Origin of the sequence: Solibacillus sp. FSL W7-1436 (genome assembly GCF_038007305.1) — a bacterium.
GTDB lineage: Bacteria > Bacillota > Bacilli > Bacillales_A > Planococcaceae > Solibacillus.
The window spans coordinates 3,291,509-3,305,124 of sequence record NZ_JBBOWV010000001.1; the positions used below are offsets into that span (position 1 = coordinate 3,291,509).

General features: G+C 38.1%; 14 protein-coding genes. 2 read left to right on the plus strand and 12 right to left on the minus strand.

What is annotated here, in order from left to right; translation table 11 throughout:
- Positions 1 to 34: 34 nt before the first annotated feature.
- The 7 genes from MKX73_RS16215 to MKX73_RS16245 all read right to left on the minus strand — a co-directional run bounded on the left by MKX73_RS16215 (position 35) and on the right by MKX73_RS16245 (position 7,339).
- Positions 35 to 1,111, minus strand: a complete 1,077-nt coding sequence (locus MKX73_RS16215; RefSeq protein ID WP_340718353.1) for an undecaprenyldiphospho-muramoylpentapeptide beta-N-acetylglucosaminyltransferase — start codon at positions 1,109 to 1,111, stop codon at positions 35 to 37.
- Positions 1,112 to 1,714: 603 nt separating this feature from the next.
- A complete protein-coding gene (locus tag MKX73_RS16220) occupies positions 1,715 to 2,617 on the minus strand; it encodes a CobW family GTP-binding protein (protein WP_340718354.1) in 903 nt (300 codons plus the stop codon).
- 68 nt (positions 2,618 to 2,685) lie between these two features.
- The gene (locus MKX73_RS16225; protein WP_340718355.1) at positions 2,686 to 4,188 is read right to left on the minus strand and encodes a lmo1851 family serine protease; all 1,503 of its coding nucleotides are present in this window, start codon (positions 4,186 to 4,188) and stop codon (positions 2,686 to 2,688) included.
- 167 nt (positions 4,189 to 4,355) lie between these two features.
- Complete coding sequence (locus MKX73_RS16230) at positions 4,356 to 5,201, minus strand: DUF6612 family protein (RefSeq protein ID WP_340718356.1); 846 nt, start codon at positions 5,199 to 5,201, stop codon at positions 4,356 to 4,358.
- Between the two features lie 188 nt (positions 5,202 to 5,389).
- Positions 5,390 to 5,848: an RND transporter gene (locus tag MKX73_RS16235; protein ID WP_079526824.1), complete on the minus strand. Its 459-nt coding sequence runs from the start codon at positions 5,846 to 5,848 to the stop codon at positions 5,390 to 5,392.
- A 368-nt stretch (positions 5,849 to 6,216) separates the two neighbouring features.
- Complete coding sequence (gene deoD / locus MKX73_RS16240; protein ID WP_079526826.1) at positions 6,217 to 6,924, minus strand: purine-nucleoside phosphorylase; 708 nt, start codon at positions 6,922 to 6,924, stop codon at positions 6,217 to 6,219.
- A 190-nt stretch (positions 6,925 to 7,114) separates the two neighbouring features.
- Positions 7,115 to 7,339 (minus strand): YozE family protein, encoded by a 225-nt coding sequence (locus MKX73_RS16245; RefSeq protein WP_340718357.1) that lies wholly within the window; start codon positions 7,337 to 7,339, stop codon positions 7,115 to 7,117.
- Positions 7,340 to 7,431: 92 nt separating this feature from the next.
- Here MKX73_RS16245 and MKX73_RS16250 point away from each other — a divergent pair, with 92 nt between their 5' ends.
- The gene (locus MKX73_RS16250; RefSeq protein WP_340718925.1) at positions 7,432 to 9,219 is read left to right on the plus strand and encodes a methyl-accepting chemotaxis protein; all 1,788 of its coding nucleotides are present in this window, start codon (positions 7,432 to 7,434) and stop codon (positions 9,217 to 9,219) included.
- 43 nt (positions 9,220 to 9,262) lie between these two features.
- Here the strand turns inward: MKX73_RS16250 and msrB are convergent, their stop codons facing one another.
- The 5 genes from msrB to MKX73_RS16275 all read right to left on the minus strand — a co-directional run bounded on the left by msrB (position 9,263) and on the right by MKX73_RS16275 (position 12,729).
- A complete protein-coding gene (gene msrB / locus MKX73_RS16255; protein WP_340718358.1) occupies positions 9,263 to 9,691 on the minus strand; it encodes a peptide-methionine (R)-S-oxide reductase MsrB in 429 nt (142 codons plus the stop codon).
- Positions 9,692 to 10,219, minus strand: a complete 528-nt coding sequence (gene msrA / locus MKX73_RS16260) for a peptide-methionine (S)-S-oxide reductase MsrA (protein WP_340718359.1) — start codon at positions 10,217 to 10,219, stop codon at positions 9,692 to 9,694.
- Positions 10,220 to 10,236: 17 nt separating this feature from the next.
- On the minus strand, positions 10,237 to 10,809 hold the full coding sequence (locus tag MKX73_RS16265; RefSeq protein WP_340718360.1) for a YpmS family protein: 573 nt from the start codon (positions 10,807 to 10,809) through the stop codon (positions 10,237 to 10,239).
- Positions 10,810 to 10,813: 4 nt separating this feature from the next.
- Positions 10,814 to 11,725, minus strand: coding sequence for a GDSL-type esterase/lipase family protein (locus MKX73_RS16270; protein WP_340718361.1), 912 nt, complete (start codon positions 11,723 to 11,725; stop codon positions 10,814 to 10,816).
- 158 nt (positions 11,726 to 11,883) lie between these two features.
- Positions 11,884 to 12,729: a DegV family protein gene (locus MKX73_RS16275; RefSeq protein ID WP_340718362.1), complete on the minus strand. Its 846-nt coding sequence runs from the start codon at positions 12,727 to 12,729 to the stop codon at positions 11,884 to 11,886.
- 197 nt (positions 12,730 to 12,926) lie between these two features.
- On the opposite strand from MKX73_RS16275, the gene trhA reads away from it, so the two are divergent.
- Positions 12,927 to 13,571 (plus strand): PAQR family membrane homeostasis protein TrhA, encoded by a 645-nt coding sequence (gene trhA / locus MKX73_RS16280; RefSeq protein WP_340718363.1) that lies wholly within the window; start codon positions 12,927 to 12,929, stop codon positions 13,569 to 13,571.
- Positions 13,572 to 13,616: the final 45 nt, after the last annotated feature.

Here is a 13,616-nt window from a genome sequence, read left to right on the forward strand (position 1 = left end):
AGTATGAACTTTTAGGTAACCCCTTTTTTATTGATTATTTTTCATATTGAGTAATTAAGGCAACCATTTCTTTCGGGGTTTTCGGATGTTCGACTTCAAGCATGTGATCGATCATTTCATCCGCTTTCTCTTCAAGCTTCTGAATCGCTTGCATGAAGGATGCTTTTGTCAATTTTTCCTCATCCAATACTTGTGCAAAGCCTTGTTTTTTAAATAAGTTGGCATTTAAAATCTGGTCGCCGCGGCTTTTTGCAGCTGAAAGAGGAATGAGCAGCATCGGCTTATGCAATGCTAAAAATTCGAAAATCGAGTTTGAGCCGGCACGCGATACAACAAAATCCGTCGCATACAGTAAATCAGGCAATTCTGTCGTCACATATTCAAACTGACAGTAGCCTTGCAGATTTTCAAGTTTTTTGTCGGCATTCCCTTTACCGCATAAATGGATAATCTGATATTTTTCAAGTAGCGCAGGCAAATTTTCACGAAGCGCGTCATTAATAATGACCGATCCTAAGCTCCCGCCCATGACAAGCAGAACTTTTTTTTCGGTTGTGAAGCCGCATAACGCCAAGCCCCGCTCACGATTCCCTTCAAATAGTTGCTGACGGATAATCGAGCCTGTGCAAGTCGATTTGTCATTCGGTAAATGTTTCATCGTTTCTTTGAAAACCGTAAAAATATGGGACGCAAACGGCAATGAAATTTTATTCGCTAAACCAGGCGTCACATCCGATTCATGGACAACAACCGGAATATTTGCCAACTTTGCCGCAATAACGACAGGCACAGATACAAATCCGCCTTTAGAAAAGATGACAGTCGGCTTAATTTTTTTGATAATCGAAAAGGCTTGTGTAATCCCTGCCATCACTTTAAACGGATCTGTAAAATTCTGTACTGAAAAGTAACGACGCAGCTTCCCGCTCGAGATACTGTGATATGGCAATGAAGGAAAGGCATTTGTAATGAGCTCCTTTTCAATCCCATCATGAGAACCTATATAATGGACATTATACCCCGCTTCCTGCAGTGAAGGGATAATCGCTTCATTTAGTGATACGTGACCGGCCGTACCCCCGCCTGTTAAAATAATTGTTTTTTCGTTCATAAATTTCTCCTAACAAAGCAATTGTCATTGCATCTATTTTATGCAAGATGACATTTCAACATGCTTCGATAAATATCTTATTTATTTGATGTGACTTTTTATTTCATTGATTTTTTTAAAAACTCAAAATAACAATCTAAATTTATTTATATTTTATTATTTCAAAAAAATTTTTTTAATTTTTATCACTTCTAATCCGGTGAATTTTCCGCTTTTTTGAAAAGAGCTTTTAAAAGTATACCGTATATTGTAGCACATTTTGACACATTATAAAGCATTTCTCTAAAAATGGGTGTTTTCGCATATGAAATTTTAAAGGCAATACGAAATAATTAATATTCAATAAAAGTATTTTTATTGTTTTAAGAATTCAATCAATAAAGGGAAATAAAAAAGCTATCCTTTTCCATTGTGAAAAGAATAGCCTGTCCAAACTGCTTCTCAATAAATTGTTGCTCGGTAATCTTCAGTATTCATCAATGCTTGCACGACTTCGTCAGGTGTTTTTTGATCTTCGACGGTGTTTTTGCCGGCAGATTTATAAGCGATTCCTAAATCTTTGAAGGTCAGACGGGCAACAAATATTGAAAAGCGTATGGCGAATTATGATAGTGAGATAATTTCAAGAGAGTTGATATTTTCTCCAATAATGACTAAGTTCGGTTCCATCTTTATATATTCCGGCAGCCATTGGACCATCCCATAAGCATATTGGAACAGCATCGGATTTTTGATTCCCTCAATCGGAACATAGCCTTTCATGCGATAAACCGTATCCGGTAATGAGCGAACCCAGTCTTCAAACTGTTCTTGCGTAAAACTTGTATCAAATCGTACAAGCCGTGAACCTAAATTAAAGCTTTCACCAATGCGGGCGGAAACGATGTCATCTTTGGAAACACGTGCTGTAGACTGCATATTTTGCAATAACTTTAAAGGAACCCGGCCATTTGTCGTCTGAAGGATGAAGGCATTTTTATTAAAGCCTTGCAGCTCATAGACAACCTGTGCCTGTTCCGATTCCGTAAGCAAGTCCGTTTTGTTCGCCAGTAACAGATGGGCATGACGGATCTGTTCCATAAATAGAGAACGTACCTGCGGAGTAAGGCTTGACCGGTCCAACCATAACCGACTGTCCGCAACTGTCACAATCCCCTTTATATTCAGCTTATCCGCAAATAAAGGCGAATAGACCGCATCCAGTGCTTCTACAGGGTGTGCAGCCCCTGTTGTTTCTATTATAAGTACATCAAATTCCTGATCGTGTAAAAGTGATTGGATTTGCGCTTCCGTTTTTTCAGCCCCGCTACAGCAAATACAGCCTTCCAGCATTTCCTTCAGCGGTACATCCTGTTCCACCCCCTGTGAATCGAACGGTAGCTTGCCCAATTCGTTCATAATCACTGCAGGCTTTAAATCGGCTTCTTTCAATTGTCGAATAACATCGGTTAACATGGACGTTTTACCGCTCCCTAAAAATCCGCTAAATAAATATACATCTTTCATAGTTCCACTTCCTATAATAATGGGCTGGCAATAAAGTGTTTGTGCACTTTTTGCCAGCCCGCATTTTTTTATTCGTTTGTTTTTTCTTCAGGCTTTATATCCAGTAATTCTTTTGCCTTTAAAATTTGAGGATCATCATTTTTCAGCTTTTCGCTAATTGCATCCATTAAGGCATATGTTGTATCGCCTGTTAAAATACCTGTCACTTCTAATTCATTATCTTGCTGATATGCTTTTATTGCGGCTTCAGTTTCATCATCGAAGTGTGTATCAACTTCACCCGGCTCATATCCCAATACTTCCAGAATACGCTCAGCTGTTTTGATTGACGCATGATTGGCATCCTGTTCATATTGCTGGCTTGGATCGATATACGGTAATGAAGCATAATCCGGATAGTCAACCTTCACATCCGGCGCAATTCCTTTTTCATTCACCCAGTTGCCGTCCGGAGTCAACCATTTGCCTGTTGTAAACTTCAAGTTTGCTCCGTCTTCCAAATAGATGATTTCCTGCATCGTCCCTTTACCAAAGGAATTCAATCCAACGATTTGGGCACCTGCAGACTCTTTTAACGCACCTGCCAGAATTTCAGAAGCAGAGGCACTTCCTTCATCGATCAATACTGTTATCGGAAGATTATATTTGGAACGATTGTCCGCAGCTACAATTTGTGGCGCTTCATCGCGTTCCTGAATTTGAACGATTGTTTTTCCTTCTTCAACAAACAAGTTTGAAATATCGATTGCCGCTTTTAAATAGCCGCCAGGATTTTGACGTACATCTAAAACAATCCCTTTCATCCCCTGTTTTTCATATTCGATTAACAGCTTTTCCAGCTCCACTGCTGTATTTTCGCTGAAAGAAGTAATTTGGAAGTGTGCAATTCCTTCTTCATCAATATCACCATATACGGTTTCAACAGGAATATCATCACGCACGATTGTCATATCAAAGCTTTCAGCATCTCCGCGTTGAATCGTCAAAGTGACTTCAGATCCTTTTTCACCGCGAATCAATAACACAGCTTCTGTAGAACTCATGCCTTTGACGCTTTTTCCGTCAACCGCCAGTACCATATCTTTCGGTTGTAACCCGGCTTTTTCTGCAGGTGTATTTTTAATTGGGGAAACAATCATAATATATCCATTTCGTTCCTGGATCTCTGCTCCAATTCCTTGGAAACTTGAAGAAAGACTTTCATTAAATGAACTTGCCTCATCTTTGTTCATATAATCAGAATAAGGGTCACCCAATGCATCAAACATTCCGTTGATTGCACCATATACCACTTCTTCTTCATTTATGTCTTCATAATATTTTTGCTGAAGTGCATCATACGCATCGTAAAGTTTTTTAAATTCCGCCCGTTCAACCGGCTCTTTTACTTCCACTACTTTCTTTTCGCCGAATGTTAACGCAAAAATCGTTAAACCGGCTGTACATAAAATTGTCAGGAAAATGACCATTATAAATGCAAATGGTTTCATGCGTAAATACTTTCCTGCCGGCTTTGTCAATTGCTCTTCGTTTAAGCCGTTTTGATCCTCATCTCTTTTTTGTTCATCCATTTCAATTTCACCACTCTCATTTATACGCTGTCTGATGTCACACTATACCAATAATATCAGTTTACAAGCGACTAGAAAAGGATAGACATCATTTTTTTTATTTCGTTTCATATTAAATAGGAAAAAGCAGCGAATTTCGCCATAAAGGGAGATCGCTGCTTGATTTGTTATTCGGTTTTAGCTTCTTTTAACACTTCATTCGGTATATTGATCTCTTTTACTTCATCAAATTTCGAATAGACAATGTTTGCTTCATTTTCAATCGTTGTTTCCTGACCTTCAACATTTGTAATGATTTTCAGATCCATATCCATTTCTTTTATATCAAACGTATCTTTTGCTACAACAATATTATATTGGGAATCTTCAAAGGACATATTCTCCAGAATTTCGCCATTCATCTCCACTGATTCACCTAAGCTGGCACCCATTTGCGACAGTATAAACTGCTTGAACTGATCCCCTTCAATATTCAGCGTCAATAAATAATTTTCTTCATCCTGTTCGAAACTGAAATCTTCGATAAACTGTTCAAGCTGTTCGAGTTGCTCTGATGCATCAGCCTGGGCGCCGGTTTGCGCTAAAAGCTGTTCATATTGTTCATCCGGCATTTTCAGCCATTCATTCGAGTCCCCATTATACATGTAAAACCCGTCTTCTTCTGTCATATACATTTCGATCGGCAATTCCATATTATCCTCGCCCATATCCATCTCGATTGTTCCTTTTGAATACATGGCCATCGGATTTTGCTGAATATCCATTGCCAAATTTGAATTGCTGGTCATTTCCATCGTCTGACCTTCCATCATGAAAGTCGTCACCTGATCCATTTTTGTCTCGGCATGAACACTTTTCAAATTTTGCTGGCGCTGCAGGGCGTTCTCATATACTTGCTGTAAAGTTAAATTGGCTTCGTTTTCCGTACCATCAACCGGTTCTGCTGTATCTCCGCAGCCTGCAACTAGTGCAATTGATAATGTAGACATTGCGAATAAGTATCGTTTTTTCAAATAATTTCAACCCTTCCTACATAAACTTCCCTTATCCATACCCTAATTTAGTGTATTAATATCTTTTATAGGGAAATAAGATGAAACGAAAATTATTATGTAATGAAAACTTGTATGGAAAGCATGCATTTTTTTAGAAATGACGGATAAAATAAAAAGTGTCTACTGGCATAGACACTTTTTACCGTTCACCAATTTAATTTAATACCGTATTGTTCATTTAAGAACACATGCAGCTCTTTGTAAGTGCAAAGCGCAATCCCGATGACAATTTCGTTTTCATTCATGTCTTTTTCGATTTTAAGGTTGTTATCAAAAATGTGAAAGTTCATCGGCAAAGCTTTAATATCCACACTAATATTATGTGCGGCTTTGTTACGCCAATAATTCAGTAACCATAAGTTTTCGAATAATTTCTGTTCGATTAAGCCTAATGCATAAACAGAATATACCTTTGTGCTGTAATTGGAGCTTGCCATCGGGATATAAGTTGTCTGATCCTTAAAGCTTCGTACTTTCGGCAGCTTTTCCTGTATCAGATGGTTAATGGCATTTTCACAAAACAGACTAACCGTGACAATATTCGCTAACGGATCCACTGTGCTTGATATTCGATCAATAAATTTCTTTGCGACTTCCTGACTCATCCCCTCACTCCTTTTTACTTTTTTTCCGTCATCTTATGTGCTTTAAAATTGCCGGTATTTCAGTTTGCCCACAACATAAATTCGATATGCCAAACATCCGCTAAGAAAATTTTTGAAATTTTATACGCCTTATTATAAAAAAATAAAAACACATCATAATTGTATGATGTGTCAATGCTACTCGTTATCTAAATGATCATCCAAGCCGGTTACGAGCAATACCTTCATTTTACTATTCGTAAGTTGACGTTTTTTATACTAATTAAAAACATTTTCAGTTTACTTGTTGGATTACAAACAAGATTTCTGCAAATAAAAAAGCACTTAATAAGCGCAAGTTGGCCTGTTAAGTGCTTATGATTTTGTAATTAGTCTTGAATAGCCGCTTCTAACGCAATAACCATCATGTCATTGAACGTAGTTTGACGCTCTTCAGATGAAGTTACTTCACCTGTTAAGATATGGTCAGATACTGTTAGTACTGTTAAAGCTTGACGACCGAATTTTGCTGCTAATGTGTATAGTGCTGATGTTTCCATTTCTACAGCTAATACGCCATATTGCGCTAATTTTTCGTTTTGTGCTTCGTCTGAATAGAACATATCTGCAGTGAAGATATTACCTACACGTACGTTTAAGTTTGCTTCTTTAGCAGCATTGTAAGCTTTCAGTAATAGATCGAAGTCAGCAGTTGGTGCATAGTCGATTGTACCGCCGAAAACAACACGATTCATGTTTGAATCTGTAGATGATGTTTGTGCAATAATAACGTCACGTACTTTCACGTCTTTTTGAATCGCACCGCAAGTACCTACACGGATCAGTTTCTGTACACCGTATTCTTGCATTAATTCAGTCGCATAAATTGAAATCGATGGTACACCCATGCCTGTCCCTTGAACAGAAACGCGTTTTCCTTTATACGTACCTGTGTAGCCAAGAATATTACGTACTTCGTTATATTGTACAACATCTTCTAAAAATGTTTCGGCAATATATTTTGCGCGTAATGGATCTCCTGGTAATAGTACAATTTCTGCAATGTCGCCTTTTTTGGCATTAATATGAACGCTCATCAAAAAACCTCTTTTCATCATAATTCTTTTAAATTGTAAACGTTTTCGTATAAACATTCAATCGTTAGACGTCTTGCATCATAAAAAAATTTGCATAAAAAACAATATTTGGACAAAATAACGGATTTTTTTATGAATGCGCCTCTTATTTCACTATACCCCATTTGGCGTATTGCATGCAAAACATTGCTTATAGTGAAAATTTATTTTCATATAGGTCCCATAATTGGTCAAAGGCACCTATCGTCAAATACTCATCGGATTGAAATTCAATATAATTCGTAAGTTCATCGAAGCTATCGGACATTTTCGGAAATGCATGATCGAGAAACATGCTTTCGGCAAATCGCACTTTTTTATCCGACCATTCTCCCCCTCTAAATGTGAGTGCAAAGTGATAAAATGATTTCTTCAATATTTTCCCTCCTTTATACATTTTTCGCAATGTATAGTGTAAATTTCCCATCCATGTAGTAAAATAGTTAAATATTGATTTTTCAGAAAGTGGTGACTTGTTTGCGAAATAACATGAAAACTAAGCCCAATAAAGAAAAACAAAGAATCGACCCTATTAAACCGAAAGCCCTATTTCACTTCTTTCACCTAATACGAGGGAAAATTTTAATTACTTTTACTATTTTAATGGCAATTATTATTTCTATGCAAATTTTGTCGTATATTAATATAACAAACTTGGAAAATAACTTGCGGGAATTTGCAGAAGAAAATTTAAAACAGCAAATGCATATTAATAGTTTAGCTTCCGATATTGCGAAGCTTTCAAGCCATGAACAGACTTATTTAATTACAGGTGATGAAAAATTTCTTCAATTATATGAAGAGACAAAGGAACGAATACATACCAATTTAACCTCTGTAGAATCATCATTTAAAAATCAGGACGAAGAGCTCAAAATCGTCGGCTTAATCCAACAGTTTTACGCAAATTATTTATCCTATTCTAAATCGACAATTGAAATCCGTCAAAAGTACGGCTATGAAAATGCCGCTAAACTTTTTATAAGTAGCGGCAGCCAGAATTTCAAAGGCTATATCGATGAAAACACAGGTAAACTGATTCAAATACTGGAACAGCGCAATGAAAAAACCATTACAGAGTTGGAACAGTTTGCATTTGCCTCTAAAATAATGATTTCTGCCTTAACTGGAGTTGCTGTTATTTTAACAATTACATTAGGTTATATCTTATCGAAATCTATTCGCAGAAATACGAGAAAAATCAACGAATCGATTTTGGATATCGCCCAGGCTGGCGGTGACTTAACACGCCGCGTAAATGTCAAAACAAAGGACGAATTTTCTATTATAGGAAATTCCACAAATATTTTAATCGATTCGATCTCTGCATTGGTGAAACGCGTTTCTAACCTAGCCGATAATGTTTCCGGCAGTTCACAGGAATTGATGGCCCTAGCAGATGAAAATGCCCGAACAATTGATTTTATTGCCGGATCTACTAAGAATATCGCGAGCGACAGCAGTGAAATTCTAAACAGCATCGGAAGTGCCGGTAATGAAATGCAGAAATTGGAACAATCGATGCATGTATTAGATGAAAGAGCACGAGAAGTTCAGCATGCTGCAGCTGAAATGAAGGACGCTGCACACCAGGGAAGCAGATCGGTCAACCATTCATCAATTGTCATGCTTGAAATCGAGGAAACAATGGCAACCACTTCTCATACGGTTGAAAAATTAGGGGAAAAATCCAAAAACATTACTTCGATTATTAGTACCATTACAGCAATTGCCGAACAAACAAACCTGCTCGCTTTAAATGCGGCAATCGAAGCTGCCCGTGCCGGAGAACATGGACGAGGTTTTGCAGTTGTAGCGGCTGAAGTTCGTAAACTTGCCGAACAATCCCAAAAGGCAGCGAAAGAAGTTTCGGCAATCGTTGGATCAATTCAAACAGAGGTCAAGTCCATTATCGAGCATAATCACACAGGGGTAGAAAAAGTAATCCGTGGTGTGGAAGTGACGAATGAAACGACCGCTTCATTACAGAATATTTTACTGCAAACAGAAAAAACATCCGATATCTTAACACAGATGGTTGCTCAAATTGAACAAACTTTAAATAACAGTCACAGTGTAACAACTTCATTCGTACATGTTGCAGCGATTGCAGACAATACGGCTGTCAATACGGAACGCAGTGCAGCTGCCGCATCTCAAGGCTCCGCTTCCATGGAAGAAATCAATGCATCGGCTGTTGAACTGGCTTCACAAGCAGATCATCTGCGAAGTGTTGTCAATGAATTTAAAATCTAGTATAAAAAAACTCGCTCATGGGATATTCCATAAGCGAGTTTTCCTATTCAAACAATGATTTGTATTCAGCGTAACCTTCTTTTTCGAGATCCTCCACCGGAATGAAGCGCAATGCTGCTGAATTGATGCAATAACGCAACCCGCCTAATTCTTGCGGACCATCCGGAAATACGTGCCCTAAATGGGAATCGGCTGTTTTACTGCGGACTTCCACACGACGCATACCGTGCGACGTATCAAAATGCTCGGTTACCTCTACTTGCTCAATCGGCTTTGAAAATGATGGCCAGCCACAGCCCGCATCATATTTGTCTTTTGAACTGAAAAGAGGCTTTCCTGAAACGATATCCACATATATCCCATCTTCGAAAACGTCATTGTATTCATTGCGGAATGGAGGTTCCGTTCCTTGGTTTTGTGTAACATGATACTGCATTTCTGTTAACTCTTTTAATCGCTGCTCTTTATTCATTTATTTCGCCCCCCAGTGTTTTTCAATAAATCCTGCACGCCCTGAACCTATCGAATAGCGTTCGTAATGTGCCGGGTTCTTCCTATAATAGTGCTGATGATAGTCTTCCGCCGCATAGAAAGGCTTCGCTTCAAGAATTTTAACGGCAATCGGTGATTTGAATTTTCCGCTTGCCTCCAGCTTGGACTTGGATAACTCGGCAATCTGCTTTTGGACATCATCATGGTAAAAAATCGCCGTAGTGTATGATTCGCCGCGGTCATAAAATTGACCGCCTGCATCTGTCGGATCGATCAGTGTCCAATAAAGTTCAACCAGTTTTTCATACGGATAAATTTCAGGATCGAACGTAATTTGAACTGCCTCAAGATGGCCCGTTGTTTCACTGCACACCTGTTCGTATGTCGGGTTTTCAACATGCCCGCCCGTATAACCGGAAACAACTTCTATAATACCGGGCTGTTGATCAAACGGCTTTACCATACACCAGAAGCAGCCCCCTGCAAATGTCGCTTTTTCATGTGCCATTAAAATTACCTCCTATTTTACTTCGTCTGGTTTGGAATAACTACTTCCAGCTCTATTTTATCATTCGGCAAATCAATTTCCTTCGCACGCACTCTGGAACCACTTGCGATATTTATGCGAGAAAGATCCACATAGATCTCTTCATCATTTGGTTTCACCGTAATCCAGTTTGGGAAATTAACCGCATCATCAATCATTTTTAACACTGTTTTCGGAGGAATATTAACCTTGCCGACATGAACAGCTTCTTGACTCAGTGTAATATTGCCGTTATTTACAACAGGAATGAAATCCATTTGAATCGGCAAATCGATATTAAAAACAGTTAATGTACTGTATAAATAAATTTTATCATCCACTGTCAGCTCTACCGGTACCGGTGACTGGTTCATAGCTTCCGATAAATATTGTTTTGCGATTGCTTCGAATTCTTTAGCTGTCGTTTCCACGGTCAGTATATTGCCCTCGACTGGGAGTGGCGGCTGTTCTGTTGCCTGTTTAACGTCAGCAGTTATTAAATAGAGCAATGTGGCAAATGTTATGAGTACTGCTCCAGCCAGTAATAAAAATGCGACTTTCCATTTATTCATCTTCTCACTCCTCAAATCCTAATAAACCGTCTGACATCTGCTCAATATCACATTGTTGCATTGTTTCAATGATGCGTTTTGTCATACGATCATATCCTGTGCTATTCGGATGAAAGAAGTCTACATGATATACCATATCCTCATTTGAGACAAATAAATCCTCTACAGATACGAAACACGCATTTTCATCTGTGGCAGCAAGCTTTTCGATTTCATCATTCCACTCCGATATAATCGGATCAAAAGGTGTTATCTCATCGACTACGATTGAAAAGGGATTATAAAACCCAACTAAAATTATTGGTGCATCAGGATTTACTTTACGTATTTCTGCAATGACTTGCTCATAGCGTGCAGTAAATCGGGGCAATTCCTTATCAAACATAGTCTTTTTCATTGAAAACAGATTCTTTTTTACAATTTTCATTACATCATTACCACCGAGTGTAATCGTGATCAGATTTGCTTTTTGCAGCTCTTCTTCATAGTGGCCACGTTCCAGTAAACTTAACAGCTGGTCACTGCGTCTACCATTTTTACCTCGATTATCGAGTTCCACTTCCTCTACCATCGGCCATTTCTCAAGCTCCTGCTGCAGACGAATTGTATAGCCATAATCCTGGGTTTCGTCTCCAACACCACGTGTAAGTGAATCACCTAATGCTAAATAAAAAACCGATTGTGCATCTTCTTCCTTACGATCAGACCAGTCTAGTTGAAATACATCATTTATAATATCAAAAAAGCTCGTATTGATTGTTTCTTCGTTTTCGGCTTCTTCTTCTGATATAGACAATTCATTTTTCTCATTGGATGAATTGTCGGATTGTTGTGCTTCTTCTATTTGTGGGTCAATTGTAACGGAGCATGCGGACAAGAAAATGACAGCTAATGATGTGAGTACTAACCGCCACATGCAACTTCCCCCTTTTTATTTTGTTATTTCATTATAAAATATTTTTCCCGCCTTTAGGAATGATTTGCCTATAAAAATAGTGATATATCAGAAAATATTTTTTTCAGTTTATAAAAAAAGTAATTCTAAAGTGAATATCCTTTAGAATTACCTTTGAACTATTCTGTATAATATATGAAGCCGATTGCACCTTCACCTGTATGTGTACTAATAACCGGTGAAGTAAAGGCAACTTCGACTTGTCCTGTATAACCCGATGCTTTTACCTGTTCAATCAACGGATTCACTAATGTATCCATTGCATTTGCATGGGAAATGGCAACACCCGCCACTTTTTTACCTTGAGTATCTTTTTCAAATTCACTCATTAAATATTTCACCACTTGCTTATTGCTGCGCGGTTTTGCACAAATCGTCACTTCCCCGATATCCAGGTGTCCAATTGGCTTAATATTCAACAAAGAACTGACAACTGCCTTCCCTTTTCCGATCCGGCCGCCTTTTACCATGTTTTCCAATGTGTCCAATACAACAAAAAGGCGTGTGTTTTCACGTATATGATTCACACCAGCAACAATTTCCTCCACAGTCGCACCTGCATCACGTAGACGGATTGCTTCACGAAGCTGGAATGCCAAACCAAAAGCAATATAACGCGAATCAATGACAGTTACGTCAGAATCAGTCATTTGGGAAGCTTGATTGGCTGACTGATATGTACCGCTCATATTTCCTGTCATATGAATTGATATAATTTTTGAACCGTCTTTTCCAAGCTCATCATATAATTCTTTAAATACACCCGGTGACGGCTGAGAACTTTTCGGAAGTTCTTTTGCTGTTTTTAATAATTCAATAAATGTATCAGGCTGTAAATTTACACGGTCTGTATACGTTTTATCATCAATTTGAACTGTTAGTGGTACTACATGAATTCCATGTTCCTGAATTTCCGCGTCTGTTAAATCGCAAGTTGAATCTGTTACGATATGAATTTGACTCAAAGAAAACACATCCTTTTTCTATCTTCCTTACTATTATAAAGAAATCATAATTGTTTACCAATATGACATTTGTCATTGAAGAATGACCCAGTTTATCACTATTTACACATGACATATAGCAGTATAACATCATGACATCCATCTATCACGAATAATTTGAACAAGAGTTATACTAATATAAAGGAGCGTGATGACTCATGCACAATTTAGACGCATTTGACTATAAAAACTGGAAAGAAGAACTTTGGAATGCCATAACACATGGTGTCGGACTTGCCATCAGCATCCCGGCCTGCATACTATTAATTATTCATTCAGCAGTTAACGGCACAGCAGTACATATTACTTCATACGCCATTTTTGGTTCGTCATTAATTTTACTGTTTTTAATGTCGACATTATTACATAGTGTTCCGGAAAAATATAAACGGTTCTTTTCCATATTGGACCATTCATCAATATATATATTGATTGCTGGTACTTATACCCCGTTTTTACTTGTAGCAATCGGAGGTGTGACGGGCATTGTCATGCTGTGCATTATTTGGTTTATTGCCATATTGGGCGTTGTGTTCAAATGCCTGTTCATTCACCGATTCGAAAAATTATCTTTAATACTTTATATTTTCATGGGCTGGCTTATCATTTTCGCCATTCGTCCATTATATGCATATTTGACGTTTGATGGTTTTATGCTAATGCTTACCGGCGGGCTGCTGTTTACATTTGGCGCAATTTTTTATGCTTGGACACGCCTTCCGTACAATCATGCGATCTGGCATATATTTGTGATTGCAGGCTGTGGATGCATGGTGGCTTGTGTATATATTTATTTAATATAAAAAAAGAGGACATGCTGAATTTTCCTGATTCAGCATGTCCTTTTT

Excerpts from the sequence above, each read along its gene's own strand:
- deoD (WP_079526826.1), bottom strand. The coding sequence starts at position 6,924 with ATGAGCGTTCATATTAATGCCAAAAAAGGCGACATTGCAGAAATTGTA.
- msrB (WP_340718358.1), bottom strand. The coding sequence starts at position 9,691 with ATGAATAAAGAGCAGCGATTAAAAGAGTTAACAGAAATGCAGTATCAT.
- MKX73_RS16265 (WP_340718360.1), bottom strand. The coding sequence starts at position 10,809 with ATGAATAAATGGAAAGTCGCATTTTTATTACTGGCTGGAGCAGTACTC.
- MKX73_RS16215 (WP_340718353.1), bottom strand. The coding sequence starts at position 1,111 with ATGAACGAAAAAACAATTATTTTAACAGGCGGGGGTACGGCCGGTCAC.
- MKX73_RS16220 (WP_340718354.1), bottom strand. The coding sequence starts at position 2,617 with ATGAAAGATGTATATTTATTTAGCGGATTTTTAGGGAGCGGTAAAACG.
- MKX73_RS16225 (WP_340718355.1), bottom strand. The coding sequence starts at position 4,188 with ATGGATGAACAAAAAAGAGATGAGGATCAAAACGGCTTAAACGAAGAG.
- trhA (WP_340718363.1), top strand. The coding sequence starts at position 12,927 with ATGCACAATTTAGACGCATTTGACTATAAAAACTGGAAAGAAGAACTT.
- MKX73_RS16270 (WP_340718361.1), bottom strand. The coding sequence starts at position 11,725 with ATGTGGCGGTTAGTACTCACATCATTAGCTGTCATTTTCTTGTCCGCA.
- MKX73_RS16235 (WP_079526824.1), bottom strand. The coding sequence starts at position 5,848 with ATGAGTCAGGAAGTCGCAAAGAAATTTATTGATCGAATATCAAGCACA.
- msrA (WP_340718359.1), bottom strand. The coding sequence starts at position 10,219 with ATGGCACATGAAAAAGCGACATTTGCAGGGGGCTGCTTCTGGTGTATG.